General features: G+C 45.3%; 26 protein-coding genes and 1 pseudogene. 20 read left to right on the plus strand and 7 right to left on the minus strand.

The window, feature by feature from the left end:
- Window positions 1–77 precede the first annotated feature (77 nt).
- Genes KMZ15_RS05185 through KMZ15_RS05200 form a run of 4 tightly spaced genes read left to right on the plus strand, consistent with a single transcriptional unit; the run spans window position 78 to window position 3,951 of the window.
- Window positions 78–2,108 carry a class I SAM-dependent DNA methyltransferase gene (locus KMZ15_RS05185; protein WP_223691267.1) on the plus strand — a complete coding sequence of 677 codons (2,031 nt, stop codon included), beginning with the start codon at window positions 78–80 and terminating at the stop codon, window positions 2,106–2,108.
- A complete protein-coding gene (locus KMZ15_RS05190; RefSeq protein WP_223691268.1) occupies window positions 2,105–2,761 on the plus strand; it encodes a hypothetical protein in 657 nt (218 codons plus the stop codon). The genes KMZ15_RS05185 and KMZ15_RS05190 overlap by 4 nt, the downstream gene beginning before the upstream one ends.
- A gap of 55 nt (window positions 2,762–2,816) precedes the next feature.
- Window positions 2,817–3,128: a hypothetical protein gene (locus KMZ15_RS05195; RefSeq protein ID WP_223691269.1), complete on the plus strand. Its 312-nt coding sequence runs from the start codon at window positions 2,817–2,819 to the stop codon at window positions 3,126–3,128.
- Complete coding sequence (locus KMZ15_RS05200) at window positions 3,121–3,951, plus strand: hypothetical protein (protein ID WP_223691275.1); 831 nt, start codon at window positions 3,121–3,123, stop codon at window positions 3,949–3,951. Before KMZ15_RS05195 ends, KMZ15_RS05200 begins: the two co-directional genes overlap by 8 nt.
- 22 nt (window positions 3,952–3,973) lie before the next feature.
- On the opposite strand, the gene KMZ15_RS05205 is transcribed toward KMZ15_RS05200, so the two are convergent.
- A complete protein-coding gene (locus KMZ15_RS05205) occupies window positions 3,974–4,258 on the minus strand; it encodes a type II toxin-antitoxin system RelE/ParE family toxin (RefSeq protein ID WP_223691277.1) in 285 nt (94 codons plus the stop codon).
- 2 nt (window positions 4,259–4,260) lie between these two features.
- On the minus strand, window positions 4,261–4,533 hold the full coding sequence (locus KMZ15_RS05210) for an antitoxin of toxin-antitoxin stability system (RefSeq protein ID WP_223691279.1): 273 nt from the start codon (window positions 4,531–4,533) through the stop codon (window positions 4,261–4,263).
- A gap of 179 nt (window positions 4,534–4,712) precedes the next feature.
- Here KMZ15_RS05210 and KMZ15_RS05215 point away from each other — a divergent pair, with 179 nt between their 5' ends.
- The 11 genes from KMZ15_RS05215 (at window position 4,713) to KMZ15_RS05265 (ending at window position 13,090) form a co-directional block, all read left to right on the plus strand.
- Window positions 4,713–5,387 carry a Gp138 family membrane-puncturing spike protein gene (locus KMZ15_RS05215; protein WP_223691281.1) on the plus strand — a complete coding sequence of 225 codons (675 nt, stop codon included), beginning with the start codon at window positions 4,713–4,715 and terminating at the stop codon, window positions 5,385–5,387.
- Window positions 5,384–5,731: a hypothetical protein gene (locus KMZ15_RS05220; RefSeq protein ID WP_223691282.1), complete on the plus strand. Its 348-nt coding sequence runs from the start codon at window positions 5,384–5,386 to the stop codon at window positions 5,729–5,731. Before KMZ15_RS05215 ends, KMZ15_RS05220 begins: the two co-directional genes overlap by 4 nt.
- On the plus strand, window positions 5,724–6,923 hold the full coding sequence (locus KMZ15_RS05225) for a baseplate J/gp47 family protein (RefSeq protein ID WP_223691283.1): 1,200 nt from the start codon (window positions 5,724–5,726) through the stop codon (window positions 6,921–6,923). Before KMZ15_RS05220 ends, KMZ15_RS05225 begins: the two co-directional genes overlap by 8 nt.
- Window positions 6,920–7,576 (plus strand): DUF2612 domain-containing protein, encoded by a 657-nt coding sequence (locus KMZ15_RS05230; protein WP_223691285.1) that lies wholly within the window; start codon window positions 6,920–6,922, stop codon window positions 7,574–7,576. The genes KMZ15_RS05225 and KMZ15_RS05230 overlap by 4 nt, the downstream gene beginning before the upstream one ends.
- Window positions 7,577–7,732: 156 nt before the next feature.
- Entirely contained in the window at window positions 7,733–9,259 is a 1,527-nt protein-coding gene (locus KMZ15_RS05235; RefSeq protein ID WP_223691287.1) for a hypothetical protein, read from the plus strand.
- A gap of 89 nt (window positions 9,260–9,348) precedes the next feature.
- Entirely contained in the window at window positions 9,349–10,242 is an 894-nt protein-coding gene (locus tag KMZ15_RS05240; RefSeq protein WP_223691289.1) for a hypothetical protein, read from the plus strand.
- Between the two features lie 21 nt (window positions 10,243–10,263).
- A complete protein-coding gene (locus KMZ15_RS05245; protein WP_223691291.1) occupies window positions 10,264–10,458 on the plus strand; it encodes a hypothetical protein in 195 nt (64 codons plus the stop codon).
- A gap of 157 nt (window positions 10,459–10,615) precedes the next feature.
- Window positions 10,616–11,695, plus strand: coding sequence for a phage tail protein (locus tag KMZ15_RS05250; protein WP_223691293.1), 1,080 nt, complete (start codon window positions 10,616–10,618; stop codon window positions 11,693–11,695).
- A gap of 65 nt (window positions 11,696–11,760) precedes the next feature.
- Window positions 11,761–12,186, plus strand: coding sequence for a glycoside hydrolase family protein (locus KMZ15_RS05255; RefSeq protein ID WP_223691298.1), 426 nt, complete (start codon window positions 11,761–11,763; stop codon window positions 12,184–12,186).
- Between the two features lie 75 nt (window positions 12,187–12,261).
- Window positions 12,262–12,558 carry a phage holin family protein gene (locus KMZ15_RS05260; protein ID WP_223691300.1) on the plus strand — a complete coding sequence of 99 codons (297 nt, stop codon included), beginning with the start codon at window positions 12,262–12,264 and terminating at the stop codon, window positions 12,556–12,558.
- Between the two features lie 37 nt (window positions 12,559–12,595).
- Complete coding sequence (locus tag KMZ15_RS05265) at window positions 12,596–13,090, plus strand: hypothetical protein (protein ID WP_223691302.1); 495 nt, start codon at window positions 12,596–12,598, stop codon at window positions 13,088–13,090.
- A 179-nt stretch (window positions 13,091–13,269) separates the two neighbouring features.
- Here KMZ15_RS05265 and KMZ15_RS05270 read toward each other — a convergent pair whose 3' ends face one another.
- From KMZ15_RS05270 to KMZ15_RS05285, 4 genes are all read right to left on the minus strand, one after another.
- Window positions 13,270–14,298: a WD40 repeat domain-containing protein gene (locus KMZ15_RS05270; protein WP_223691312.1), complete on the minus strand. Its 1,029-nt coding sequence runs from the start codon at window positions 14,296–14,298 to the stop codon at window positions 13,270–13,272.
- Window positions 14,299–14,364: 66 nt separating this feature from the next.
- Entirely contained in the window at window positions 14,365–15,324 is a 960-nt protein-coding gene (locus KMZ15_RS05275) for a LysR family transcriptional regulator (RefSeq protein ID WP_223691314.1), read from the minus strand.
- Window positions 15,325–15,688: 364 nt separating this feature from the next.
- A complete protein-coding gene (locus KMZ15_RS05280; RefSeq protein ID WP_223691317.1) occupies window positions 15,689–16,816 on the minus strand; it encodes an ABC transporter substrate-binding protein in 1,128 nt (375 codons plus the stop codon).
- A complete protein-coding gene (locus KMZ15_RS05285) occupies window positions 16,806–17,765 on the minus strand; it encodes a LysR family transcriptional regulator (protein ID WP_223691319.1) in 960 nt (319 codons plus the stop codon). The genes KMZ15_RS05280 and KMZ15_RS05285 overlap by 11 nt, the downstream gene beginning before the upstream one ends.
- A gap of 736 nt (window positions 17,766–18,501) precedes the next feature.
- Here KMZ15_RS05285 and KMZ15_RS05290 point away from each other — a divergent pair.
- From KMZ15_RS05290 to KMZ15_RS05310, 5 genes and pseudogenes are all read left to right on the plus strand, one after another.
- Window positions 18,502–19,719 (plus strand): 2-hydroxycarboxylate transporter family protein, encoded by a 1,218-nt coding sequence (locus KMZ15_RS05290; RefSeq protein WP_258134735.1) that lies wholly within the window; start codon window positions 18,502–18,504, stop codon window positions 19,717–19,719.
- Window positions 19,720–19,741: 22 nt separating this feature from the next.
- Window positions 19,742–21,068, plus strand: a pseudogene (locus KMZ15_RS05295) (IS4 family transposase).
- A gap of 73 nt (window positions 21,069–21,141) precedes the next feature.
- The gene (locus tag KMZ15_RS05300; protein ID WP_223691324.1) at window positions 21,142–21,558 is read left to right on the plus strand and encodes a hypothetical protein; all 417 of its coding nucleotides are present in this window, start codon (window positions 21,142–21,144) and stop codon (window positions 21,556–21,558) included.
- 448 nt (window positions 21,559–22,006) lie between these two features.
- On the plus strand, window positions 22,007–22,792 hold the full coding sequence (locus KMZ15_RS05305) for a hypothetical protein (RefSeq protein ID WP_223691326.1): 786 nt from the start codon (window positions 22,007–22,009) through the stop codon (window positions 22,790–22,792).
- Window positions 22,793–22,852: 60 nt separating this feature from the next.
- Window positions 22,853–23,491 carry a hypothetical protein gene (locus KMZ15_RS05310; protein WP_223691328.1) on the plus strand — a complete coding sequence of 213 codons (639 nt, stop codon included), beginning with the start codon at window positions 22,853–22,855 and terminating at the stop codon, window positions 23,489–23,491.
- Window positions 23,492–24,373: 882 nt separating this feature from the next.
- Here KMZ15_RS05310 and KMZ15_RS05315 read toward each other — a convergent pair.
- Window positions 24,374–25,366, minus strand: a complete 993-nt coding sequence (locus KMZ15_RS05315; RefSeq protein WP_223691337.1) for a WD40 repeat domain-containing protein — start codon at window positions 25,364–25,366, stop codon at window positions 24,374–24,376.
- Window positions 25,367–25,407 lie beyond the last annotated feature (41 nt).

A 25,407-nucleotide genomic window follows, 5' to 3' on the forward strand; every position in this document is an offset into this window, starting at 1 on the left:
TTGTGGCCTCAGCTACGTATTTAAATGACGAAATTTTTTTGTGCAAGATTTTGAGCAAAACTTGGTTGGAGAACTAAATGGCAAGAACAGCAAATTCAGCTGCCTCACTAGCAAATTTCATCTGGAAAAACGCAGAAGATCTTTGGGGGGATTTTAAACGCGCCGATTTTGGCAAGATCATCTTGCCGTTTACGCTTCTTCGCCGTCTTGAATGCGTTTTAGAGCCGACGCGAGGAGCGGTCTACGACAAGTACGCCAGCCTCAAAGATGAAGCGCTTGACTTAAATTTGATCTTACCTCAAACCACGGGCTACCCTTTCTACAATACCTCTAAGCACACGTTGAACAATCTCGGCAGCACGCAGACCTGCCAGCACCTCCAGGACTATATCGCCCATTTCTCGGACAACGCCCGGATTATTTTTGAGCAGTTCGACTTCTCCAATACCATCATCCGGCTAGAAAAAGCCGGGATTCTATTCAAAATTTGCCAGAACTTCGCCAATATTGATCTTCATCCAGAAGTGGTGCTAGATCGGGCTATGAGTAACCTCTACGAATACCTTATCAGCTATGTTGGCGTGGCAGTGAATGAGGGGGCCGAAGACTTCATGACTCCCCGCGATCTGGTGCATCTGGCGACTGCGATGCTACTTGACCCGGATAACGCTTTGTTCGAATCTAGTCCTGGCCTGATTCGTACTCTATATGACCCAACTTGCGGCACAGGTGGCTTCTTAACCGATGCAATGAACCATGTTGCAGATTACAGCAATCCCTTCAAAATGCCGCCTATTCTCATTCCACATGGACAAGAACTCGAACCAGAAACCCATGCAGTTTGTTTGACTAATATGCTATTGCGCAGACTGAAATCTGACCCTGGGCGGGATTTATCGAAAAACATCAAATTTGGCAGTACGCTTTCCAACGATCAATTTGCCAACGTACGCTTCCATTACTGTCTCTCTAACCCGCCATTTGGTAAAAAGTGGGGGAAAGATCAAGCGGCAATCACCCGCGAGCACAAAGAAAAAGGCTATGACGGTCGCTTTGGCCCTGGCCTGCCACGCACTAATGACGGGGCGATGCTGTTTCTGATGCATGTAGTTAGCAAGCTGGAATTACCCAAAAACGGTGGTGGCCGTGCTGCCATTATTTTGTCCGGCTCTCCGCTCTTCAACGGCGGGGCGGGTTCTGGCGAATCCGAAATTCGCCGCTGGCTTCTGGAAAATGATTTAGTAGAAGCCATTGTGGCTTTACCATCGGACATTTTTTTCCGCACAAGCATCAGCACTTACCTTTGGATTTTGTCCAACAAAAAACCTACCAACCGCCAACACAAAGTGCAGTTGATCAATGTCGCCGACCTTTGGGTTTCCACCAAAAACGAAGGTAAAAAACGCCGGATTATCAATGACGATCAACGTCGTCAGATTGTCGACCTGTACGCCGCTGCCGAAAATAGCGAGCGCTCTCGGATAGTTGATTACCCAATCTTTGGTTATCGCCGCATTAAAGTACTGCGTCCGCTCCGAATGTCTTTACACATTAATGGGCCCAATCTAAACAAACTGAAGGAAAATAAGGCATGGCAAACACTGTCAGCCGAACATAAAGCAATCTGGGAAATCGCCTTGCAAAAGCACGTTGGCTCGGTGCATCCCTTTGCCTGGATAGACACCTTCACGATTGAAACGATGCAATCGGCTCTAGCCGTTGGTCAGATCATTAAGATAGATAAGACATTCGTCAAAGCGCTAATCAGTGCCTTCAGCCAGCACGACCCGAATGGGGAGCCGGTGCGAGATGACAACGGGGAGATAGTGGCCGATCCGGAACTGACAGATTACGAAAACGTGCCGATAACCGAAAGTATCCAAGGCTACTTTGCGCGTGAAGTGCTGCCGCATCTACCGGGTGCTTACATTGATGAGACGTTTTGCGACCACAAAGACAAGGGAATTGGCCGTGTCGGCTACGAGATCAACTTCAACCGCTTCTTCTACCAGTACCAGCCACCGTGCAAGCTGCATGATATTGACGCCGAATTGAAGCACGTTGAAGCAGAGATTGCAGCATTACTGGCGGAGGTGGCAAGCGAATGAGCCAGTACAAACCGTATCCCGCGTACAAGGATTCAGGCGTTAAGTGGATTGGGCAGGTGCCAGAGCATTGGGAAATAAAGCCATTCTTCGTATTGGTGTCCGAACTTAACAGAAAGAATACAGGTTTAATTGAAACTCATATCCTGTCGTTGAGCTTTGGTCGGATCATCAAGAAGCCAGAAAACAGGAATATGGGACTGATACCAGAATCCTACGAAACGTATCAAATTGTAGAGCCTGGTGAGATTATGTTCAGGTTTACTGATTTACAGAATGACAAAAGAAGCTTGCGTTCTGCCGAAGTTACACAGAGAGGGATAATTACCTCTGCATATATGGCCGTTAAACCTCATGGCCTTGGGTCAACTTACTTGGCATGGCTAATGCGGTCATATGACCTTTTTAAAGTATTTTATGCAATGGGCGGAGGATTAAGGCAATCATTGAAGTTCGAAGATGTGAAAAGATTGCCTGTACTCGTTCCCTCACCCGAAGAGCAGATAAATATCACTAACGCAATTAATGAGGAAACTGCTCGCATTGATTCACTTATAGAAAAAACTGAGCAAAGCATCGCCCTACTCAAAGAACGCCGTTCTGCCTTTATTACCGCAGCAGTGACTGGTCAAATCGACCTTAGAAAGTCAGCATGAGCTGCCCTGCCCAATCGCAAATATCTCAATGACTTAATCAAGCTGCCAATCTACGATGATTCAAATTCCACTCGATGCGATTCCAAATCAATCGCTATCCATTCGGTTAGAGGATCGCCGCTACGAGATCACGATACAGGCGACGGCGGGTGTAATGGCCGCCACCATTACCCGCGATGAAATTGTGCTTGTACAAGGCCTGCGATGTCATCCTAGGGCGCTGCTGTTACCAAGCTATAAGGAAGGTGACAGTGGAAATTTCATATTTGACACTGAGAACGGCGAATATCCAGACTATACAAAATTTGAGAGTACCCACGCTTTGTTATATGTGAGCCGTGCAGAGTTGAAAGCCGTCCATGAATGAACTCGATCCGCGCATTGTTCGTATTGGCATCGAGGTCAACGGTAAGTTAACGACCTATGACAACCTAACGATTAGCGCCAGCGGTACTAAATTCGCGAATGCGTTGCAAAATGAGGCCGATATTCGGGTAGCGAACTTATCAAAACCAGACCGTGAATATCTGCTTACAGAGACCAGTCCATTTAACAGAAATCGCACCCCCAAGCGCATCATGCTTTATGCAGGCCGCCGTTCTACAGGCTTATCGCTGGTGTTTATCGGTGATATTTCAAGCTGCATACCGTCGCAGCCACCCGATATCACACTGATATTTAAAGCTTCGACTGGACAGTTTCAAAAGGGCAACATCATCGTCCGCAGCCAAGCGGCAAAAGTCCCGCTTTTCACCATTGCACAACAGATTGCAGACGATCTTGGGCTGGCATTGCGTTTTGAAGCGATAGATAAGCATATCGCTAACTATGCTTTTACGGGCTGCGCGCTTAAGCAAATCGAGCGGTTAGGCGAAGTGGGCGGCGTGAACGCTTTCGTGGATGACCAAACATTAGTCGTAAAAAATAGCCATACCCCATTACGCAGCGAAGCACGTCTAATAAGCGAGTTCACAGGGATGATTGGCATTCCCGAACTCACTGAATACGGCGTCAAAGTGAAATATCTTTTAGATACGACAACGCATCTAGGCGGCGCATTGACCATTGAGAGCAAACTCAACCCCGCTGCATCGGGCCATTACGTCATCTTTAAATTGCATTTTGAGATTGCGAATCGCGATACGCCGTTTTATTGGATTGCTGAGGCGAAACGTATAGATTCGCGTTGACTAGGGCGGCAATTCTTCTCCCTCATTTATGCGCAGGCGGCCAATGGCGGGCCGTATGGACCAATGCCAATATCCATATTGTTTCACCCACAATTTCATACACAAGACGATAGCTATCATGTGGGATGAGTTCACGAGTACCGATTATCTTACCCAGTTGGCCGAGCATTGGGTACTGAGCTAAATTACTAGCCGCCTCACTGAACCGTTCATCCATCTTAACTGCTGCCCGCGGGTTATCGACTGCAATGTAATCCCAAATTTCTCTACGGTCCTGTTGCGCCTCTGGCGTCCAAAAAAGTTTCATGTCTAGTTTGTTGCACGCGTGCGGCGTAAGGCAAATTCGGCTTCAACCTCTTCATTGGAGCGACCTTGTCCATCCCGCATCGACGCCCGGCCCACTTCGACCTTTTGCCGCAGGAATGCATCATATTCCCGCGCTTCGCACTGACGTTGAATAAATTCGCGCATTAGATCACGCAGCACTTGCGATGCTGGCCGGTGGGCGGCATCGGCTTCAGCAGTAAACGCGGCACGCAACTCTGGCTCTAGTTTCATCGTGAAAACGGCTTGCTTCGACATGATCGGAACTCCTCTGTAACTTTGTACTAACAAAGTATATACGTTTTCATTACTAATTGCGCATTTATGACGCAGCATAAGCTCGAGTTCGGTCTTACAAAAATGTAGAGCAAGATATTAATGAAGGTTAGCCAAGCTGACGCAGGGATATTCAGATTTATACATAGAGGAATACATGCATGAATGAACATGCCATACCAAGCCATGATCCCGCAAATGCAGGCGGATTAGCGGGTACTTTGCGCGAAGTGTTTAAAAAATTCATGCAAGGTGTCGATGATATGTTGCCGGCGAAGATCGTAACGTACGACCGCAAGCGTAACGTCGCCACCGTGCAGCCCCAAATTAGGGTATTGACGACGGAGAACGGGACCGTATCGCGCCCATTGCTTGTAAGCGTACCTGTTTTGGCCCTGGGTGGCGGTGATTTTTTGTTAAGTTTTCCCCTCAAACCAGGGGACACTGGCTCGATTAAAGCCAATGATCGAGATATTTCCCTTTATCTGCAATCCGGCGCAGAAGCAGGACCCAACACACAACGCTTGCATTCATTTTCAGATGGTTTGTTCATCCCCCATGTGATGTGTCATTACACGCTGGCTGAGGAAGACGCCACTAATGCGGTGCTACAAAGCACGAATGGCGCAGTACGTATTTCTCTTTCATCAGACAAGATCAAAATAACTGCACCGACTATTGAGTTGCAGGCAGCAGAGGTGAATTGCACTGGCAATTTCACTACGTCTGGCCGTGTGATTGGACGCGGCGGCGTGACCTTTGGAGACACGCCTGCTGAGAGTCACTGCCATAACGGCGTTCGTAGCGGCATTGACATAAGCGGGGGGCCAGTTTGAAAAGCCTTGCAACTAATCAACGTAATGACCTCTATATCGGTGCTGATGGCATGTTGGCGGTAGTACGTGGAATCGAAGCCATCAAACAAAACTGTCAGCACGCGATGCAGGCCCAATTGGGCGAAATGGTGCTTGCCTTAGATCGGGGGATGCCTCTGTGTGAAGTCGTCTGGCACCACACCAATCTAGCGCAATTTGAATCGACTGCTCGCCAAACACTGCGCGCAGTTGATGAGGTGATCGATATTCCAACCTTTGAAGTGGCTATTGTTAACGACACATTGCGCTATCACGCAACCATTAAAACCGTTTTCGGCCTGACCGATCTGGCGAACTATGGCTAAGCCTTATGATTATTTGACACGTACCGGCGTAATTGTGCCGGATACCTCTACCGTATTAGAAACCATACAAAACGAATGGCGCAGCGTATTCGGCAATGATTTGTCCGTTGAGGCAGAAACGCCGCAAGGGGTGTTAATGACTGCGGATACGCTGGGGCGTAATGCCGTTATTCGCAACAATGCCGCCCTGGCCAACCAGATAAACCCCAACCAAGCAGGCGGGGTATTTCTAGATGCCATATGCGCATTAACTGGACTAGAGCGCGCTAAAAAGACTCATTCGACCATTGCAAATGTAAACGTTACAGGTGTTCCGCATACCTTGATTCGCAAAGGCGCGCGAGCGCGCACGCAAGCCGGAGATTTATTTAAAACTATTCGAGAAACTCGGCTATCTCAAGATGGAACGGGAAAGGTAGATTTTAGTTCCGTTGAATATGGCCCGATTGCAGCGTCGGCAGGCACGCTGGTGCATATTGTCGATAACGTGCTTGGCTGGGAAACCGTCTATAACCGAGAGAATGCAAGCCTTGGTCAAACTGAACAATCCGACGAAAGTTTACGTATGCAGCGTAAGCGCACGCTTGCTTTGCAAGGTATTGCACTTTCGGAAGCCATCACCTCTTCGCTGTCTGTCATAGAGGGCGTGCGAAGTCTGCAATTTCGAGAAAATGTCGATAGTACAGCTCAAAGGATAGATGGTTTGTTGCTCAAACCTCACTCAATCTGGGTATGCATCGATGGAGGAACGGATACCGATATTGCACAAGCACTGTTGAAACATAAGAGCGCGGGCGCGGGTTGGAATGGCGCGGTGGCTCTCCAAGCTATCAACGCCGCTTCAGGGCAGGCATACAGCGTGTTATTTGATCGGCCAACCCCTCGCTATTTTCTAGTATGTGTAACAGTACATACTGACGCGTCCATTACCGACCCACAAAATGCCGTGCGTCAGGCAATTACGACCTATTCCGAAAACCAGCTCGAAAATGACAAGGGTTTTAGATTGGGTACGAGTGTCTCCCCATTTGAGCTTGCTGCTGCGGTTAACCGTGGTGTGCCAGGTATTTATGTACAGAAATTAGAAGTTTCTAACCTTGAGCCGGTTGAATACGTAACAACTGAAATTGCGCTCAACATTTGGGAAAAGGCATTTATCACGCCTTCGGCTATTCAAGTGGTCGTACTATGAAAATCCAATCGTTCGATTTTTCCATCGATCTATTGCAGGCGCTGCTATGGCAATACAACGATGCCGATAATCTACAGGGCCTGCTTGAGCATAAACAAGCGTGGTACGCGCAAAACCATACGGAATTCTGGGAAAACTGGATACGGGATATTTTTGATTTACGTACCGCAAACGATTTTGGGCTTTCGATTTGGTCTGCCTTACTGGGTGTACCGTTGAGCGTCACGGTAGACCCGACCCAGTCAGGCACACCCGTATTTGGTTTTGGTGCTGTTAATAAAAATTTCGGGCATGGCAGTTTCGGAAGTCAATCTTCCTCAACGGTCAAACTGACGCTAGAACAAAAACGTACCGTATTACGGCTGCGCTACTTTCAGCTCGTCTCACGCGGTACGATCCCTGAAATTAACCAATTTATGAAAGTGCTATTGGGCGATCAAGGGCCGGTCTACGTGTTGGATACGCACGATATGAGCTACGTTATTTATGTATTCACGTATCAGCCGAGCTCGGGGCTGACATTCGTGCTCGATCATTACGACCTATTACCACGCCCAGCAGGGGTAGGCGTGCGCCGAATTATTACCACTCGGCCTTCATTTGGTTTTGGTATGCAGAACAAAAATTTTGAGCATGGAACATTTTTAAGATAAGCGCTATGCAACGGTACCCATGATTTAGATACCCCTCCCTGAACAAAATATTCAGGCCAATATCGGGTGTACGAACCTTACTTACAGAGTATAGGATCGGACTGAGTCATAAGATTTGCGTTCGCCGTGCTTCTAGAGAAAAGGGAGTTTTGCATAATGATGCGTATTAATACGGCATGTACTATTGCGCATCCCCCTATTGAAGCAAAGACGATATCTGAAAAAAAAGCGGCTTCCTATGAGGAAAACCCCGTCAGTGCAGGTAGTAGCGCATCCTCGATAGGCAGTAGAAATAATACGTATAGCGAAGGAACGCTTATCGAGCGTGCAGAATTAGACCATCTAGAATATGAGGTAGTCGAAGGGGCCGTAGATTTATTTTCTTTTCCAGAGCCTACGAATGAAGAGGCATCAAAAATTGCATTTGATCTTAATGGTATCAATGTACTTTTTGACACTGAATTGGATATTCATGCGCATGACATATTACGCGATACACTGAGCGATGCTTTTAAGCGGTTTGAAAAATGCAATAAAGCGGTTCATACTTCTTGGGCCAAAAACCAGTTTCTTTCTGCCGATGAAAGCACTGCTCTTAAAGCGGAGATGGAACAGGCGAGCAAGCTATTAATTGCTCTTCATCAGATTTGCAAGGATGTGCACCACATAAAGAATGAAATAGACTGGATTACAGAACCCGTCCTCACTGCTTTATCCGGTGAGACAGAAAATCAAGAAATGGTCCTGTTGCCCGAAGAATTTACTACGATTTTATTAGAGCAAGTTCACGATAGTATTTCTGTGCATGTCCTTAATATCTGGGTGGTGCAAGACCTGATAGAAAAGCACTTAGAGCAGACTGAAAGATTTCTCGCTCTTGACGAAAACACCCCGCCCAAGCCAGGTCTATTAGAGCGGGCTTCCTTTATATTAACGGCGATACCGGGTTTATTAGGGGGGTTGGGTACGGTAATAGCGTATGTTTTGGGAGCAAAATCCGTATTGGCTTTTCTTCCTTTAGCCGCGGGGGGAATAGGCTCCTGCATCGTTTTATTGTATCTGGTTTTAAATTTATCAAAATTTGCGCCTACTGAAAAAATTACGCAGCTTACAGAAGAGCGAATAGAACTGAACAAAAACGTCTTTAGACCCGTATTAGATTTATTGAAAAAGGCAAAAAAAATGAATAGTGGTGGGAGTGGAAGAATTCCTGATGTGGCAAATAAGCCTGCAACTTTTGCAGCAATGTATCAATTTAATAAACCGATCCAAGATAATACTGCAGCTATTCTTGAAGGTAATGCAGAGTTACAGACATCATTAGGTGAGTTGATTGGCGAAGTAAAAAAGAATAATTTAGAACTTCAAGATTTAAAGCGCTCGGTAGCTCCTTTCCTAAGAGAACGTAAAACCTCGACCACTTCCTTAAACTCCAACTCTTCCAACGACTCCCAAGCCACCACCCTAGTAGGTTCCACGTCCAGCTCACATCCAAATACGCCTCCTAACCCAGAACAAGCGAAAAAGATTGAAGAGTTGGAGGAGATCATTAAGCGGCAAGATCAGAAGATTAGTGGATTAGAAACCACCCTTACTCATGTAAATAAGGGGCAGGAAGAAACTAATAATTTACTTCGCCAACTTCTTGCACAAAAAACTAAAGCAGTAACACAAGATATATAAAAAGTTAAATAAAAATAATTATTCAATAAGCCTCATTGAAAAAGCCCTCTAGGAGGGCTTTTTTTTGGGGGGCAAAGTTGGGAGGAGCAATGCAACAAAAATTCTTCATAAAACCATTTGCAGCGGCAGGCGACCGCGAAAGCGTGCCAAACAACACCCAAATTACCGGCGACGTGAGCTATGAACAAGGCTATGGGTACGATTATCAACGCGACCAAGCGATCGATCCGCTCGCTAAACCCATTGAGCGCAGCAAGCTCAACGCGATATTGCACGATATGACTCAGGCGCTACAGCAATATCAGGTAGACGGTACGCCTGAATGGATTACGAAAACGGATAACGAGGGCAAAGCCTATCCCTATGCAAAATGCGCACGGGTGCGCTATCGAACAAAAGATACCGACCCTTGGGAAATATACGAATCTTTGATCGATAACAACACCGCAACACCCAGCAATACGAAGAAATGGGCGCGTAGGGTGTCTGAGGTCGCCTCTCAAGAGCAAGCCCTTGCAGGAACCGACAACAGCACGATCATGACACCGTTACGGGTGGCGCAGGCCTATGCAACGCAACAATTTGTGACGTCAAATTATGCACGCACGGATTATGTGGATACCCACTATCTGAAACTGGAAGAGGCAGATACACGCTACCTGAATCCTCAGCAAGGCGATAGCCGGTATGTGCGTCGAGAAGAGCGGACTTTTCCAGAGCTCAAGCCGAATTATCAAGTGCTACCGAATGGCCTGATTTTGCAATGGAATAATGCGGTACTAGATGCGCATGGCAGTGAACTTTGGTTCCCACTGAGTTTTCCAAATGCAGTATTCACGGTTCAGCTTAGCCTTATTGACACAACACCTGCGTCTAGCCTTTATTACAGTATTCGAGATCAAACTAAATTTTTTGCAGCCGCTGTTACTCACGAGGGCAATTACTATCCCGGGAATATCAGCTGGTTTGCGATTGGCCATTAAAAATAAGCAGGAGATCAGGCAATGACACTGTATTACTCAGCAACAACCGGCGGCTTTTACGATAGCGACGTACACGTTACGCTACCTGCTGATAGGGTTGAGATCACGCCTCAGACACATCAAACCTTAATCACTGCTAATGCGCAAGGCGCACGTATTGCTGCCGATGCGCACGGCTATCCACAAGCGATCTTCCCCACTTTAGATAAAGCATGAGCCACGCTCCAAGAGGCAGCATTCATCAGCTTCGCTGAAATGACTTAATTTTAATTAAAAGGGGGACATGCCTAATACAAGGAAAATGAAACGGCATAAGAAAGAAAAGAAGGATGTATTTATTTTTTTATGGCGTTACACATTTTCGGAGTGCAGTATGCAACAAAAATTCTTTACTAAACCCTTTGCCATACTCGGTGATCGGGAAGCCGTCCCCAACGACACCCAAATTACAGGCGATGTGAGCTATGAACAAGGGTATGGCTATGATTATCAGCGCGACCAAGCAATCGACCCACTCGCCAAACCCATCGAACGCACGAAGCTTAACGCCATATTGCACGACATTACCGACGTATTGCAGCAATATCAAGCGTGTGGCACGCCTGAATGGGTGAGTGCAGCCGATAATGACGGCGAATCTTTCCCCTATGCGCAAGGCGCACGCGTACGCTATCGCACAAACGAAACAGAGCCCTGGAACCTGTACGAATCTTTAGGGGATCACAACACCACTGCACCCAGCGACCCTGAAAAATGGATGCGTGTCGTGTCAGCGATTGCTTCCGTAGAGCAAGCTGTAGACGGCACCGATAACCACTCCATTATGACGCCGCTCCGCGTTGCACAAGTCATAGATGTCTCTATTGCCTTCGCAATTGCCTCAGAAAGAGAAGCCGTTGAAGGCATAGACAACAAAACCATTATGACACCGCTACGCGTTAAACAAGCGATAGCCACATCATCACACCATGTTGGACAAATTGTGTTTGAAGCGCGCACCAACGCACGCGTAGGCTATCTCAAATGCGATGGAGCGGAAATTGACCGAAAGACCTATTCCAACCTCTGGGAATATACTTTGGCGAGCGGCGCACTAGTCGATGAAGCAGAATGGCACAAAGACAAATATGGCTGTTTTTCATCCGGCGATGGAGTCAGTACCTTTCGCATTCCAGACTTGCGAGGTGAATTTATTCGGTGTTGGGACGATGGGCGCGGGATAGATCAAGGGCGGCATATTGGCAGTTGGCAATCTGACATGACTCGAGTACCTTACCGGGGGCCAGGACACGGTGGTGGTGGAGCGTTCACGGGCAGTTGGCAAACTGAAGCCACTGAATCACATAACCATAACGCGCCTAAGGAAGAAGCGGGTACACCTAACCCTGGCGGTACTGCCGAGAACGAAACCCGCCCACGCAATATTGCGCTACTGGCCATGATTCGATATTAGCCTATGCAAGCATGAACCCAGCCTCAAGCTGGGTTTTTTTGTTGACTACCTAACCTTAAAAAAATATGGCCGAAACCTTTGACAAGGCGGCGCTTACATTAGAGCTGAAACGTGATGAAGGACAGCGCCTCAAGCCTTATCTGGATACCGTCGGAAAAATGACGATTGGCGTAGGACGCAATTTGAGTGATATCGGTATTTCTTATAGCGAATGCACCACTCTTTTAGAAAACGATATAGAAAGAACGCTGACGTGGCTCGATCACGCTCTCCCCTGGTGGAGGACTTTAGATGCGGTACGGCAGCGCGTCTTAATCAATATGGCCTTCAATCTGGGCGGGAAACTCCTTACTTTCGTTGACACATTAACCGCGATGCAAGGCGCTGATTATGCGGCAGCGGCTAACGGTATGCTTGCCTCGAAATGGGCAAAACAAGTTGGCCAACGAGCGCAACGCCTGGCAAAAATGATACACACCGGAAAAGCATGAGGGGAAAGTGAGATACAGAACGAGGCAATGATGGCTGACCGTGTACCGACCGCATATGTTTTTTATGAGAAAAATATGGATCTTCAAGAACAAAATCGAACGATAGTAACCCTGGCCGCAATAGGTGCCGCTATCGCAATTGGAAAATTGCTCACAGGTGGCGAGAAAATCACCGCTCGGCTTATTATTGGACGCATCATTGTAGGGGCGGGGCTGAGCATCGCTGCTAGCTCGGTCCTGATGCTATTCCCTGAATTGCCCTTAATGGCAATCACTGGCCTAGGCGCAGCTTTGGGGATTCTTGGACAATCTTATCTCGAGTTGATCGTACAGCGCTGGTTTAACAAACATCCGAATCAAGATGTGGATTGATTGGATAACACCACGGCCCCGATTATTGGGCCTTGCAATGGCTGCATTCAGCCTAGGTGTGTGGTGTGCGGGTTCTTTTTATTATGGGCCGCGTATTCAAAAAGAACACTCAGCATTGGTGCACTATAAAGCGCAGCTTGCTATAGCGCACGCCAAACTTACACAAGCGCAGTACAAACTCGCTACTCGCATTGAGATTCAATACCGCGACCGCATCAAAATTATCAAAGAAAAAGGCGACACACTTATTAAGGAAATACCCGTCTATGTTACGCAAGCGGATGCTACCCATTTTGGCGTTAACGTTGGCTTCGTGCGCCACTACAACGCCGCTTTTACCGATGAATCTGCCAGACCTGCCGCCCAGTCTGACCGAGAACCCGCCCACATTTCGCTTACTGAGATTGCAGCAATCAATGCCTACAACGCTAGCGCCTGCTTGCAGTGGCGCGAGCAAGCGCTTGGATTGAAAGATTTTTATAGGCAGTTGCAGCGTTATAGCAAATACAGTGACTCGCCCAGCGGGAGTTAACGAGCGTTTTCTCCTGAATACTTTACATTCAGCTTTAAGAGTAGCCCAAAAGCAATGTACTTTATCTAAATGTGTGGAAAGCCTGCCAATTCGGGTGAAAACCCCAAAAAAGTAAGGGTAGTGAACTTTGGGGGTTATATTAAAAGGGCAGGCTATTTTAGCCGATTAGAGACCTTAGACTAGGCATAGTCAGTCATGTTTGTCACTTTTTGAGATGCATGATTATATGCCTCAGCCTCGAGCTTATCGATTGCACATTGATTGAGCATGTGATCATCTCCTCCTGACGCTAATACTTTTCCTGATGCTGAAAAATTGACATTTAGCACAAATTCGCTATGCCCTGTAAACATAGCAATCTCTTTTCCAGTTGCTACATCCCATAGCTTCACCGCTTTATCATCACTTCCCGATGCCAATATTGCTTGTAATGGCGAAAAACATACGCTATTTACCTCATCACTATGCCCTTCAAGAGTAAAAATTTCTTTTCCAGTTACTATATTCCATAGTTTCACTGTCGTATCTAGACTTGCTGATGCCACTACTTTTTCTGATGGTGAAATATTTACGCTATTCACTCTACCTCTATGCCCTTCAAGCGTAAAAATCTCTTTTTTAGTTTCTATATTCCACAGTTTCACCGTTTTATCCCAGCTTGCCGATGCTAATACTTTTCCTGATGGCGAAAAATGTATACTGCTCACGAAATCGCTATGTCCTTTAAGCGTACAAATCTCTTCTCTCGTTTTTACATTCCATAGCTTGATAGTTTTATCATCACTTCCCGACGCTAATATTTCTCCTGATGGCGAAAAATGCACGCTCATCACTCTGTCGCTATGGCCTGTTAGCGTACAAATCTCTGTTCCATTTTCTATGTTCCATAGTTTGACCGTACCATCATCACCTCCCGATGCTAATATTTTTCCTGATGGCGAAAAATGCACACTATTCACGTAATTATTATGTCCGGTAAACGTGTTTACTAATTTTAAGGTCGCGGTTTCGTACAGCTTAACTTCGTTGCCCCTTGTGCTAACAGCTAGCCAGCAACCATTTGGAGAATAACTAGAGCCAGTAACATCGCTGCCTACTTTTATAATAGATGACCTTTCAGAGTTAATAGCAGCTGATAAAGAAGAAATTGGAAATTCTTGCTTTGCAACAGGGGATTGAATAGCCGAGCTGGAGATAGGATTTAACATAGAATGTCCTTAGGTTGAACAACGAATTTTGATCTACAAAGTCTTAGATTATTGCGAGGTAGATTTTTACTCTGCATTTGATGCTCCGAGTGGAATTGACGAATTATTATCCACCTCTGGCGAGAAAGTAAAAACGGATAATCTTGCTTTGAGTAATCTAAGTAAGTGATCCGTGGCCGGAAAAATGGGGTTGCCACGCTTGGTAAGTAAAGCCATCTTGCTAGATTGAAAAGCCGGGTGAGTCACTTCCAGCGCAATAAGCGTCCCTGCCTCAATTTCTTCACGTGCAGAAAAAGCGGACATAAACACGGCACCAGGGCTAGTAGACGCAAATATTTTACGGGCTGTTGTTGAGTTACTTACAAATGATGAAGAACAAAGTTGAACGCTTTCTGATTGCGCTACCGCTTGTATCTTTTGTCGTAATATTCCCGAAGCGGGCAGCGAAACTGGATAGCTTACTGCCTCCGAGAAAGTGACTTTGCGCTTACCCGCCAACGGATGGTTTTTGCCTACTAGAAGATATAAAGGGAAAGGCACATGCGCATAATGTTGAATATCCGGGGATTCTTGGAAAACATCGGCTATCCCTATATCAGCAGTATCGCTCAGTATTTGGTCGATTATCTTTGTGGTTTCAAATATTTCTTCAATCTGTAGATGCACGCCGGGATATCGAAGACGAAATTCATCAAATATATCCATAAAGACATGCACAAAGATAGCCGGTATAGCAAGATGAATATTACTTTCCCGTATATCGCCTAGCTCTTGTAAACCAACCTCAAAGGCCATCCGTGCATCGCAGCTCTGGCGGTAATATTCAAGCAATAACTCAGCTACATAAGTTGGCGCTACTCCATCCTGGCGATACTCGAATAATTTGTATCCTATCTCTTTTTCTAAAATCTTTATCTGGTGCTTAATAACGGATGCGCTTGTACTCATACTTTCCGCGGCTTTACAAATTTCTCTATGTGTAAATACGGCATTGAAGTAACGCAATCGCTGCTGGTTAATGATCACTGTCCCCGCTCCTAAAGTAAATCCACTTTATTTTCAAGAAAAATTATAGTGCTAATTTGAAAATGCAGAATTTTCTTATTTATTTTTTAATATCTGCTTGATAAGCAATAAAAAATATATTTTAAAGATTGGGAACCTAATCATTGGTTAAATGCATATTTACTCCAGAAACGCTATCATTAATAATTTAATAGCTAGTTGCTCTTGAAAAAGAAATATAAATTCACCAGAAATTTCACCTATTTATCAATTTTGGCGAATCAATGGAGTGGGTTTCAATTTTTAGAGTAGTCACGCAGGCTTATCCAGAAAATACGAATCGCTTCTCCATCTTATTTGTGCAAATCGTGATTCCAACATGTAGTTAGCTTACCATCCACTGACTAAAGCGTTCGATAATGGCACTATGCTTATCTGCCCAATACAAGCCACTACTAGGTATCCCTTTTTTTAAATTGTCTGGATACGTTGAGAGTGACTTTACATATTTTGGATCAATTCGGTTTCTTTCTAAGACATCTTTTTCCAACGCACTAGGCTGTGTAGGGCTAATCCCATAGGGTATAAGCCGCGCCTGTCGCTCTGGGTCAGTGGCAAATCGGATAAATTGGCGGCAGGCATCCACATTAGGAGTCCCCTTCAAAATCGTCCAATTATCATATCCATAGATATGTTGGTCCCATGAAAATGCAACCGGTGCACCGGCATCAATAGCAGATAGTGTTGAAATGATAAAAGCAGGCATTAAATCTACTTCGCCAGTTTTTAATAGCTGTTCGGCGTGCGGCGTATTCTGCCACCAGACGGAGATATGCGGTTTGATTCTATCGAGGCTATCAAACGCACGCTCAAGCTTGCAAGGGTAGATTTCAGTTGGAAGCACACCATCTGCTAGCAAAGCTTCTTCAATGGTATCAAAAGGGATTTGACGTAGACCACGGCGGCCTGGGAAACGTTCCACATCCCAAAAATCTTTCCATGTCTTGGGGGTTGGGCGTCCTTTAAAAGCATCCGTTCGATACGCGAGCACAATAGAGTAAACGTTCATACCAACGCTATAGTCTGACAAAAGGTGCGGCATAATGGTTTTAACGACATCATCGTTCCCCAGTCTATGAGCTTCTAAATAACCCTGTTGCCCCAGTACTGGAATAGCCCTATTACCCAGGCACGCCATATTCCACTTGTACTCTCCTGTATCGACCATCGTTTTAATTTCTGCAACAGGCTCCACATTCGACGGAATGCCGATCACCTTAATACCCGTTTCTTTTCTAAAGGGTTCAAAGAGTATTTCTGTATACGCATAATGACTCTTGCCCCCCGAAGTACGAATCACAATTTGATCTGCGGATTCTGTAGTCATTTTCCTTGAAGGCGCGCTCTTCCGGGAGGTGATGATATAGGGCGCAGCAATCGCCGCTGCACCTGCGGCAATGAGGGCCTTAATGGCATTACGGCGACTATTGCGAGGTGGAGTTTTACTCTGCATTTGATGCTCCGAATGGAATTGACGAATTACTATCCATCTCTGGCGAGAGAGTAAAAACGGATAATCTTGCTTTGAGCAATCTAAGTAATTGATTCATGGCTGGCAAAACGGGTTTGCCACGCCGGGTAATTAAAGCCATCTTGCTAGATTGAAAATCCGGGTGGTCCACTTCCAACGCGATAAGCTTACCTGCCTTAATTTCCTCTCGTGCGGAAAAAGCGGACATAAACACGGCACCCGAGCCAGTAGACGCAAATGTTTTACGGACTGTGGTTGAATTACTCACAAACGATGAAGGGCAAAGTTGGAGTTTTTCTGATCGCGCTATCGCTTGCACTGTTTCTAGTATCATCCCCGAAGCGGGAAGTGAAACTGGATAACTTATCGCTTCCGCAAAAGTTACCTTCCGTTTACCAGCTAACGGATGATGCTTACTGACTAACAGATATAGCGGTAAAAGCACGCTTGCATAAAATTGAATATCCAGAGTTTCTGGGCAAACATCGGCTATCCCTATATCAACAGTATCGCTAAGTATGTGGTCGATTATCTTTGTGGTTTCAAATATTTCTTCAATCTGTAGATGCACGCCGGGATATCGAAGACGAAATTCATCAAATATATCCATAAAGACATGCACAAAGATAGCCGGTATAGCAAGACTCACACTACCTCGTCGCATATCGCGCAACTCCTGTAAGCTAGCCTCAAAGGCTTTCAGCGCCTCGCAGTTCCTGCGATAATATTCAGACAATAACTCAGCTACATAAGTGGGCTTCATTTCACGCGGGCAGCGATCGAATAATGGGTATCCTATCTCTTTTTCTAAAATCTGTATCTGGCGCGTAACAACGGATGCGTGTGCACTCTCACTCACCGCGGCTTTAGAAATTTGTCTATGGATAAATACGGCATTGAAGTAAAGCAATCGCTGCTGATTGATGATCACTGTCCCCGCTCCTAAAGTAATTCCACCTTATTTTCAAAAAAATTATAGAGCTAATTTGAAAGTGCAGAGTTTGTTTATTTATTTTTTAAACATGCTCAATAAGCAATGGAAAGTATACTTTGAAGCTAGAAACTTAATAACTGGTTAAATATACAGTGTCATAAAAGCAACGCTTCGATAGAATATGATTCATATTTTATATAAGAAATGGTTTATATATCCACATAACTCTTATTTCACCTTAGTTAAGAAGCCTCTACATAACTCTGTAGCGGTGCCCTGGCTCCTCTTCGATCTTTCCCTCAGCAACGCTGTCTCAATCCTGGTTCATTCGATTCTTTGCCCAATGAGCAAAGATAAACCTTGAGATTACTATTTTTTACATATTCTTTGCCGTCCATACTAGCGCTCAAATCATATATGAGGGATCTACGGAGCTCTCAACGCAAGATGATTTACATGGAGTGCCTTTAGTGGATAACGCTCAAAAAATCACTTAGGGGCCTCCTTTTGGCAGCGAGTGTGAAATGAATAACTCAAATTATGGAGATGTAGGCAAATGAATACTTCATCGGCTGATAGTGGTGTTTTGGTACATAAAAAGTGGCGATATTTTCGACGGCAACATAAAACGAGTATGTTTCATCTCGCATTTATTTGTACCCGATTGCAAAAGCTGATGCACAGGCACATCGGCATTATTCCGTTACCGCTGTATTGCGTTATTCTTTTTTGCTTGAGCATTCTTTTAGCCTTTGGAAAAATCTCCAGTGATATCTCCATCATGGTGGCGATACTCACTACCTTAGGCTTTACATGTGCCGAATTGGGGGCGCGTATTCCGCTCCTACGTCTGATTGGTGGGCCGGTTATCGTTACGACCTTCCTTCCCTCCTGCTTGGTGTATTACAAACTTTTACCGGGTGAATTGGTTAGATCAATTAATGATTTTTGGCAGTCAACCAATATCCTGTATCTCTTTATCGCCTCTGTAGTGGTTGGCAGTATTCTTAGTATGGACCGCAGAACACTTGTTGCGGGGATGGCTAAAATTTTTGTCCCTCTTGCTGTCGGCTCAGTTGCCGCCGCTATCGTTGGCACGCTGACCGGGATGGCTTTTGGGTTAGGCGCTCACCATACTTTTTTCTATCTTGTCGTTCCCGTTATGGCGGGGGGTATTGGAGAAGGGGCAATTCCTCTCACGCTTGGCTATGCGGATATTCTTAACTTGCCACAAAAGCAGTTATTCGCCCAAGTTATACCCGCTATCGTGCTCGGGAATTTGATAGCGATTATCTGTGCCAGTTTGCTTCATCAATTCGGTAAGCGCCATGCCAGCTATAGTGGCAAAGGCCGCTTATCTGCTGCTGACGAGGGTATATCCACAAACCCTAGCGACGCTTCTTCTGTCACGGTTGAACATCTCGCCGCCGCGGGCATGATCGCGATTTGTTTATATATGTTGGGAATACTTGTACATAAGCTGATTGGCTTGCCCGCACCCGTAGCGATGCTCTTTCTTGCGGTACTCGCCAAGCTAACTTACGCCATTTCACCCAAGCTGGAGGGCGGCGCTCGTATCGTTTATCGTTTTTTCTCGACGGTGGTTACTTATCCTTTGCTCTTTGCAATCGGGATCACCATTACGCCGTGGAACGACTTACTAGCTGGCTTCACCTTAGCCAATATCGCCACCATTACGGCGACGGTTTGCACATTAACCACCGTGGGATTTTTTGTAGGCAAATGGGTGGGTTTATATCCGATTGAAAGCGCAATCATTAATGCCTGCCACAGCGGTATGGGCGGTATTGGTGACGTAGCGATACTGTCTGCAGCCTACCGCCTAGAACTGATGCCATTTGCACAGATAGCAACTCGCCTAGGGGGAGCACTGACTATTACTCATGTCCTTACACACAACTATAAACAGCCAAGTACAATAAACCTTTAAAAGAAAGAGATGACAGGCAGAGATGAGCTGGGCAGCGAAAGAATTTAAGACAGTAGATTTAGGTGACAAGCGGTTAAACAAGAGGCTGATGTTGCTTGCAGAGCGTCTTGGGGAAAAGCCGACGGCGAGTCTGCCTGGGGCATGTAAAGGGTGGGCGGAAACCCAGGGGGCGTATCGATTTTTATCTCAAGAGGATATAGGTTGGGAGTCTATTTTAGAGCCGCACTGGTCCTGTTCGCGTGCGCGCTTACAAGAGCAGCGTACCGTTTTGTGCATCCAAGACACCACGGAACTGAACTTCAACGGACAATCGATAGAAGGCTTGGGTCCCCTGTGTTACGAAGCGCAACGAGGTATGTACCTGCACCCGACGTATGCGGTATCGTTGGAGCGTGAACCGTTAGGCGTATTAGATGCGTGGATGTGGGCACGTGCATCCAAAGAAGACGTAGAGAATCGGTCTGGGATCAAGGAAAGTATACGCTGGATCGAAGGGTATAGCCGACTGGCAGAACTCTCAGCCGAGTTACCCCGAGACACGTTTGGTGTATATGGCAGACCGTGAATCCGACATGCTAGAACTGATATGCAAAGCCTCCGAACTGGGGAATCCGGTGGATTGGTTAATTCGCTCGTGTCACAACCGGGTGCTACCAGATGGTGCTCGCCTGTGGGAGGCAGTCGGTGCGCAGGCAGCGGTAGGCGAATTGCATTTTATGATGCCCTCACGGCATGGCCAAAAGGCTCGAGCGGTACGTCAGCAAGTCAGAATGAAACGCGTTGTCCTTGATGATAGAAAGGGCTCCCCGTTAGAAGTGACCTGCGTAATAGCCCAAGAAGTGGAGGTACCGTCTGGCTGTAAGCCTGTGGAGTGGCGCTTGCTCACTAATCGCGTGGTACTTGATTTCGACGCAGCAGTGGAGTTGATTGACTGGTATCGGGCTCGCTGGGAGATTGAGATGTTCTTCCACGTTCTCAAAAACGGCTGTCGCGTCGAGGCGCTGCAACTAGGGGCTATCGAAAAGTTAGAGAGGGCGCTGGCGGTCTATATGGTGGTGGCTTGGCGAATCGCTCGCTTGATGAGACTAGGCCGTACTTGCCCTGATCTGGAAGCAGAACTGCTGTTTGAGCCAGAGGAATGGCAAGCCGCGTATCTTCTCATGAAAAAACCTGTGCCAAAAAAGACGCCTCGACTCAATGAAGTAGTGCGGCTTATTGCGATGTTGGGTGGATTCTTAGGCCGAAAAGGGGATGGCGAGCCCGGCGTAAAAACCATCTGGCAAGGATTACAGCAGGTTACTGCCTTTGCTCAGGGTCTACGCTGGGCGCGCCAAAACCAGATATTTTGAGTTGTGTATAAGGATATGACTATTACTGCGGCAATCATTTTACTAGGCATCATTTCATAAAATTTTTATTTAAATGACGATGAGACCTATTTTTCTTTCCATAATATTATGTATTTTTCCTTTTATGGGCTGTGGTGGAGATAATCCTATCCATGAAGAACAGGCGCTCATATCTGGAAAAAATAAAAATGCGAAAAAATCCTTAGCGGAGCTTGCAGATGAATTAAGCAAAGTGAGCGTAAAAGATTATGGCCGTGCTGCGCATGATAGCGCAGTAGACTTAGCAGAGATCGCACGTAACTTAGAAAAAATTATGCCAGAGCCAATTGGGGGAATCGCAAGTAGAACCTTATTGCTGGTGGAGCGTTTAATAATATTAATCAATTCTTATCCAAATTTAAAAAATAATAGTTATATTTTAAATGACATTTCAAGAGAGACGGAAGAATTGAAAGAAGAAATGAGTGAGAGTATAGATGAAAGTCTATAAAATTAGAAAATAGATTAAATTAAACTTTTTAAGTTATTAATGAAATCGAGAAGATCTCTATAAAATTAAAATATATTTTACGATACTCTGACTACAAAGGCTTGTATTGCTCAAAGTCTATTAAAATCTCGCTTTTCTATTTGCTGCTATTTCTAAGCAATCTGCTTTTTCCAAAAAAAAACATTCCTCACTACGACTCGTAAAACATGGGTAAAAGCAAAGTTTACGTAGCCCATTGTCAACACCGTTCCTCTATCAATTTTTAAATTTCTTGATTTTGCTCTCTTCATCGACTAGCTTACATTAGCAAGCATCTCGTGAATAATAATTATCTTATATTGTTTATAAACCATCTTAACCAGTATAAACAATTAAAATCCGCGAGCCGCTATCCGTTAGGAAATTTAAATTGGGGATTTGTTTGTTTTTATAGTCCAAGGAGAAAGTAATGGGTGCTGTAGAAAGTGTTCTTCGTGAAGTAGAGAAAACGACGATAAGACCATTAGGACAAGTCGCGCAGGGTGTCGAGAGAGTGACGATAAGACCCTTAGGACAGGTCGCGCGGGGTGTCGAGAAAGTGACGATAAGACCTGTAGGAGAAATTGCCCGTGAACTGGAGAAAGTGACAATAAGACCTCTAGGGGGGATTGCACGCGGCGTAGAGACAGTGACGATAAGACCTTTAGGGGCAATTGCGCATGAATTGGAAAAAGCGCTAGCCAGACCTTTGGGGAGCATTGCAAGTAAAACTGTATTGCTATTGGAACGCCTAATAGATGCAGTTGAGCAAGAATCGTCTATGGAGACGAACACAGACATGCACGCCAGGCGAGAAAATTTAAACAGAATGGCAGAAGACGTGGTGCAAGTAGAGAGAGAGATAAACGAGGCAGTATTAGCAACGCCAGCGACTGACGAAGATCGTTTAAGGGTTTTCGGTGAATGTAGCAGAGTAAATAGCGAGATTGGGCATAACATCGGGCGACTGCAAAATAACGTAGCGCTTGCTCAAACTAACGCAGAACTTTTTCAAGTTAACTCGGGACTTGTTCAAACTAACGAAGAACTTGCATCTGAAAATCACTCTCTTAGAGACCAGTTAAATTTTATGCAAGCTAGACTTCGGGAGGCTTTAGTAGACGAAAATAATATTGGTCAGACAGACGTTATTTATGAGGATGAGGATGAGAGTGAGGATGAGGATGATTTAGCTCCTCCGGAATATTTTCCATAAATCAATTTATTTTTTATAATAAAGTGATTTTTTAATGAATAAATTTCAATTTAAATAACAATGCGTCTTATTTTAATTTCAATAATATTATTTACTTCTCCTTTTGTAGGTTGTGGGAGTGATACTCATGAGAGTGATAACTCTAATTTTACAAAGCAGCCGCTTGCGATTGAAATAAATAAAGGATCGGTAAAATCTTTGGAAGATATTAGAAATGACCTAGCTAAAGTAAAAGCTGATTGTTTGGATATGGTATGCGATGGGACAGATTCTTTAGGAAATATTGCGCTTGATTTTGAAAAATCACTTATAAAACCGCTTGGGGAATTTGCAAGTAGATCTGTTCTTCTGGATAAAGCTTTAATAATGGTCCTTAAGCGTGGTTTTGATATAAAAGACGATGAAAATATTGTAGATAAAATATTTGATGATGCGCACCAACTAAAAATAGAAATAAATCAAGAAATATCGGTAACACCAGAGATTGAGGTAAATATTATAAATTTCCTAAATAAACTAAAAATAAATGTTGATGAGATTGTAAACAACGCAGAAAACCTTTATAAAACAAAAATAGATTCTATTAAAAACCGACATATTCTTCTTGAAAATAATGCTTACCTTACTCAGCGTAATTTTCAAATCTGTAAAGATAACGTCAATCTTGTGCGCGAGCAAAAAAACTTAGAGAAGATTTAGCTTTAGCAAAAGCTCAGAAACTAATGCAAGAACTTATAGATTCATTAAGTTAAATATAACTTTGTGATGACGTGACATTAAATCAACCAATCAATACACTGCTTATGAAGCCCTGTATTACTCTAAATTTCTAGAGACTGAGTGCCTACCTGTTTAGGCCAAAATTCCTTGATTGTCTACCTCTATCTTTCAACGAATTTCTCCTAAATTTCTTATCTCGCCCCAGCGACTACAAAACGCATTTTCCGCGTGCTCCAGGCTACGTGTGAACAGTACGACCAGGAACCGCTGATTGTCAGTGAGCATGATCAAGCGCCATAGCTTGGGACAAATCTTGGGACAAATGAGGGGAAACCAGGGAACTGTAAGGGTGTGAAGCCCCATAAAATCAAGGCATTAAACCCATAACATCCCCCGTATTCCCCTATGCTGCTGGTTCAAATCCCTCCCTTTCCGCCAATTCCCTGTTTTTATAAGGCTTTACAGCTTCAAACCTCCGCTTCTGCACCGGTTTTTTGCTTCGTAATGCGTTTTTTCTTCTGTTTCGTGGGCGGGTTTATCGCAACGATAAATACAAGAGGAAAATGTTTGGGCTGAGTCGGGACTGGAGATGATTTTTTTTGCCGTCTTGTGCCTTACTGTGGAGAACAGCAGAGCAAAACTAGGACAGAGAAATTTCTAGATGTTTTAGATGGGGAAACCAACTGACCTGTTGGCCTTCTGCGCCACTACAATGCGTCTTGTGCTACTACGGTGCTGCTGTTACCAGCGGACCTCGTTAAATCTGAACGATAAGCCCGCCGGAATCTCGATTGCTGAGGTTAATCCCTTTAACGCCAGTGTCTATTGCTAAACCCTTCTTTTCTACTCCGCTTGTACAATTTACGCTAATCCAGCTCCTCTCTGTTTTGACAGCCTTTGATTCACTTCGCTTAACCCTTCCACTCCTTCCATTAACGCTCCTCTCACCGTCAGAAAACTATGACCCGTACTCCAGCTCAAATGCGCCTTATAGTCCACTCCCTCTTTTTTTAATTCCCATTGCCGCACTGAATTATCAAAACCACCTATTCCTAAATAGTCTACTCCGCTGATCTCTTTCCAGGAGAGGCTTGCCACTGAACCACTATCCTCAATGAGGATCCGGCACTCACCCGTTTGGACATCCCATAGACGCACCGTATTGTCCCAACTCCCCGACGCTAGCTGCGAGCCACTGGGCGAATACACTACGCTATAAATTTCACCAGTATGGCCTTCTAAGGTCTGGACTGACCTGCCAATCGCCGCGCCCCACAAGCGAACTGTCTTGTCATTACTCCCAGACGCTAGCTGCGTGCCACTGGGCGAATACACTACGCTATTAACACCAGCAGTATGACCTTCTAAGGTCTGGACTGACTTGCCACTCGCCCCGTCCCATAATCGAATCGTTTTGTCACTACTCCCAGACGCTAGCTGCGAGCCACTTGGCGAATACACTACGCTAAAAACACTTCCAGTATGGCCTTCTAAGGTCTGGATTTTCTCCCAATTCAAGGTCGTATACACACTGATCTTACCGTTGTAGAGACCTACCGCATACCTTTTACCATCCGGTGAATACGCGCACGACCATACTGAGCTCTCTTCTTCGAAATACGACCATTCGCCAAACTGCACTCCAGCCATCTGCGCTCCACTTAAATTCGCGTCTCGCAGCCAGCTCATACAAAATTTCACTCCCCTTAAATCCGCTCCTTGAAATTGCGTATGGTCAAACACCCCATAGCTTAAATCTGCCCCAGGCACGCGTATACCGCTGAAATCTTTGTTATTCAATTGCACGCCAGCTTTCACTAATAATGCCAACGCGTTAGCTGCTATAGGCTGCACCTCTTCTGTTTTCGACCTTTCCACCCAGTCTAATAATTTCT

Source organism: Mycoavidus sp. HKI (genome assembly GCF_020023735.2).
GTDB lineage: Bacteria > Pseudomonadota > Gammaproteobacteria > Burkholderiales > Burkholderiaceae > Mycoavidus.

What these genes read in the sequence shown, in the direction of transcription:
- KMZ15_RS05310 (WP_223691328.1), top strand. Translation starts at nt 22,853, where the DNA reads ATGCGTCTTATTTTAATTTCAATAATATTATTTACTTCTCCTTTTGTA.
- KMZ15_RS05205 (WP_223691277.1), bottom strand. Translation starts at nt 4,258, where the DNA reads ATGAAACTTTTTTGGACGCCAGAGGCGCAACAGGACCGTAGAGAAATT.
- KMZ15_RS05215 (WP_223691281.1), top strand. Translation starts at nt 4,713, where the DNA reads ATGAATGAACATGCCATACCAAGCCATGATCCCGCAAATGCAGGCGGA.
- KMZ15_RS05240 (WP_223691289.1), top strand. Translation starts at nt 9,349, where the DNA reads ATGCAACAAAAATTCTTCATAAAACCATTTGCAGCGGCAGGCGACCGC.
- KMZ15_RS05195 (WP_223691269.1), top strand. Translation starts at nt 2,817, where the DNA reads ATGATTCAAATTCCACTCGATGCGATTCCAAATCAATCGCTATCCATT.
- KMZ15_RS05270 (WP_223691312.1), bottom strand. Translation starts at nt 14,298, where the DNA reads ATGTTAAATCCTATCTCCAGCTCGGCTATTCAATCCCCTGTTGCAAAG.
- KMZ15_RS05225 (WP_223691283.1), top strand. Translation starts at nt 5,724, where the DNA reads ATGGCTAAGCCTTATGATTATTTGACACGTACCGGCGTAATTGTGCCG.
- KMZ15_RS05210 (WP_223691279.1), bottom strand. Translation starts at nt 4,533, where the DNA reads ATGTCGAAGCAAGCCGTTTTCACGATGAAACTAGAGCCAGAGTTGCGT.
- KMZ15_RS05235 (WP_223691287.1), top strand. Translation starts at nt 7,733, where the DNA reads ATGATGCGTATTAATACGGCATGTACTATTGCGCATCCCCCTATTGAA.
- KMZ15_RS05250 (WP_223691293.1), top strand. Translation starts at nt 10,616, where the DNA reads ATGCAACAAAAATTCTTTACTAAACCCTTTGCCATACTCGGTGATCGG.
- KMZ15_RS05245 (WP_223691291.1), top strand. Translation starts at nt 10,264, where the DNA reads ATGACACTGTATTACTCAGCAACAACCGGCGGCTTTTACGATAGCGAC.
- KMZ15_RS05300 (WP_223691324.1), top strand. Translation starts at nt 21,142, where the DNA reads ATGACGATGAGACCTATTTTTCTTTCCATAATATTATGTATTTTTCCT.
- KMZ15_RS05280 (WP_223691317.1), bottom strand. Translation starts at nt 16,816, where the DNA reads ATGCAGAGTAAAACTCCACCTCGCAATAGTCGCCGTAATGCCATTAAG.
- KMZ15_RS05200 (WP_223691275.1), top strand. Translation starts at nt 3,121, where the DNA reads ATGAATGAACTCGATCCGCGCATTGTTCGTATTGGCATCGAGGTCAAC.
- KMZ15_RS05305 (WP_223691326.1), top strand. Translation starts at nt 22,007, where the DNA reads ATGGGTGCTGTAGAAAGTGTTCTTCGTGAAGTAGAGAAAACGACGATA.
- KMZ15_RS05185 (WP_223691267.1), top strand. Translation starts at nt 78, where the DNA reads ATGGCAAGAACAGCAAATTCAGCTGCCTCACTAGCAAATTTCATCTGG.
- KMZ15_RS05260 (WP_223691300.1), top strand. Translation starts at nt 12,262, where the DNA reads ATGGATCTTCAAGAACAAAATCGAACGATAGTAACCCTGGCCGCAATA.
- KMZ15_RS05255 (WP_223691298.1), top strand. Translation starts at nt 11,761, where the DNA reads ATGGCCGAAACCTTTGACAAGGCGGCGCTTACATTAGAGCTGAAACGT.
- KMZ15_RS05230 (WP_223691285.1), top strand. Translation starts at nt 6,920, where the DNA reads ATGAAAATCCAATCGTTCGATTTTTCCATCGATCTATTGCAGGCGCTG.
- KMZ15_RS05265 (WP_223691302.1), top strand. Translation starts at nt 12,596, where the DNA reads ATGGCTGCATTCAGCCTAGGTGTGTGGTGTGCGGGTTCTTTTTATTAT.
- KMZ15_RS05190 (WP_223691268.1), top strand. Translation starts at nt 2,105, where the DNA reads ATGAGCCAGTACAAACCGTATCCCGCGTACAAGGATTCAGGCGTTAAG.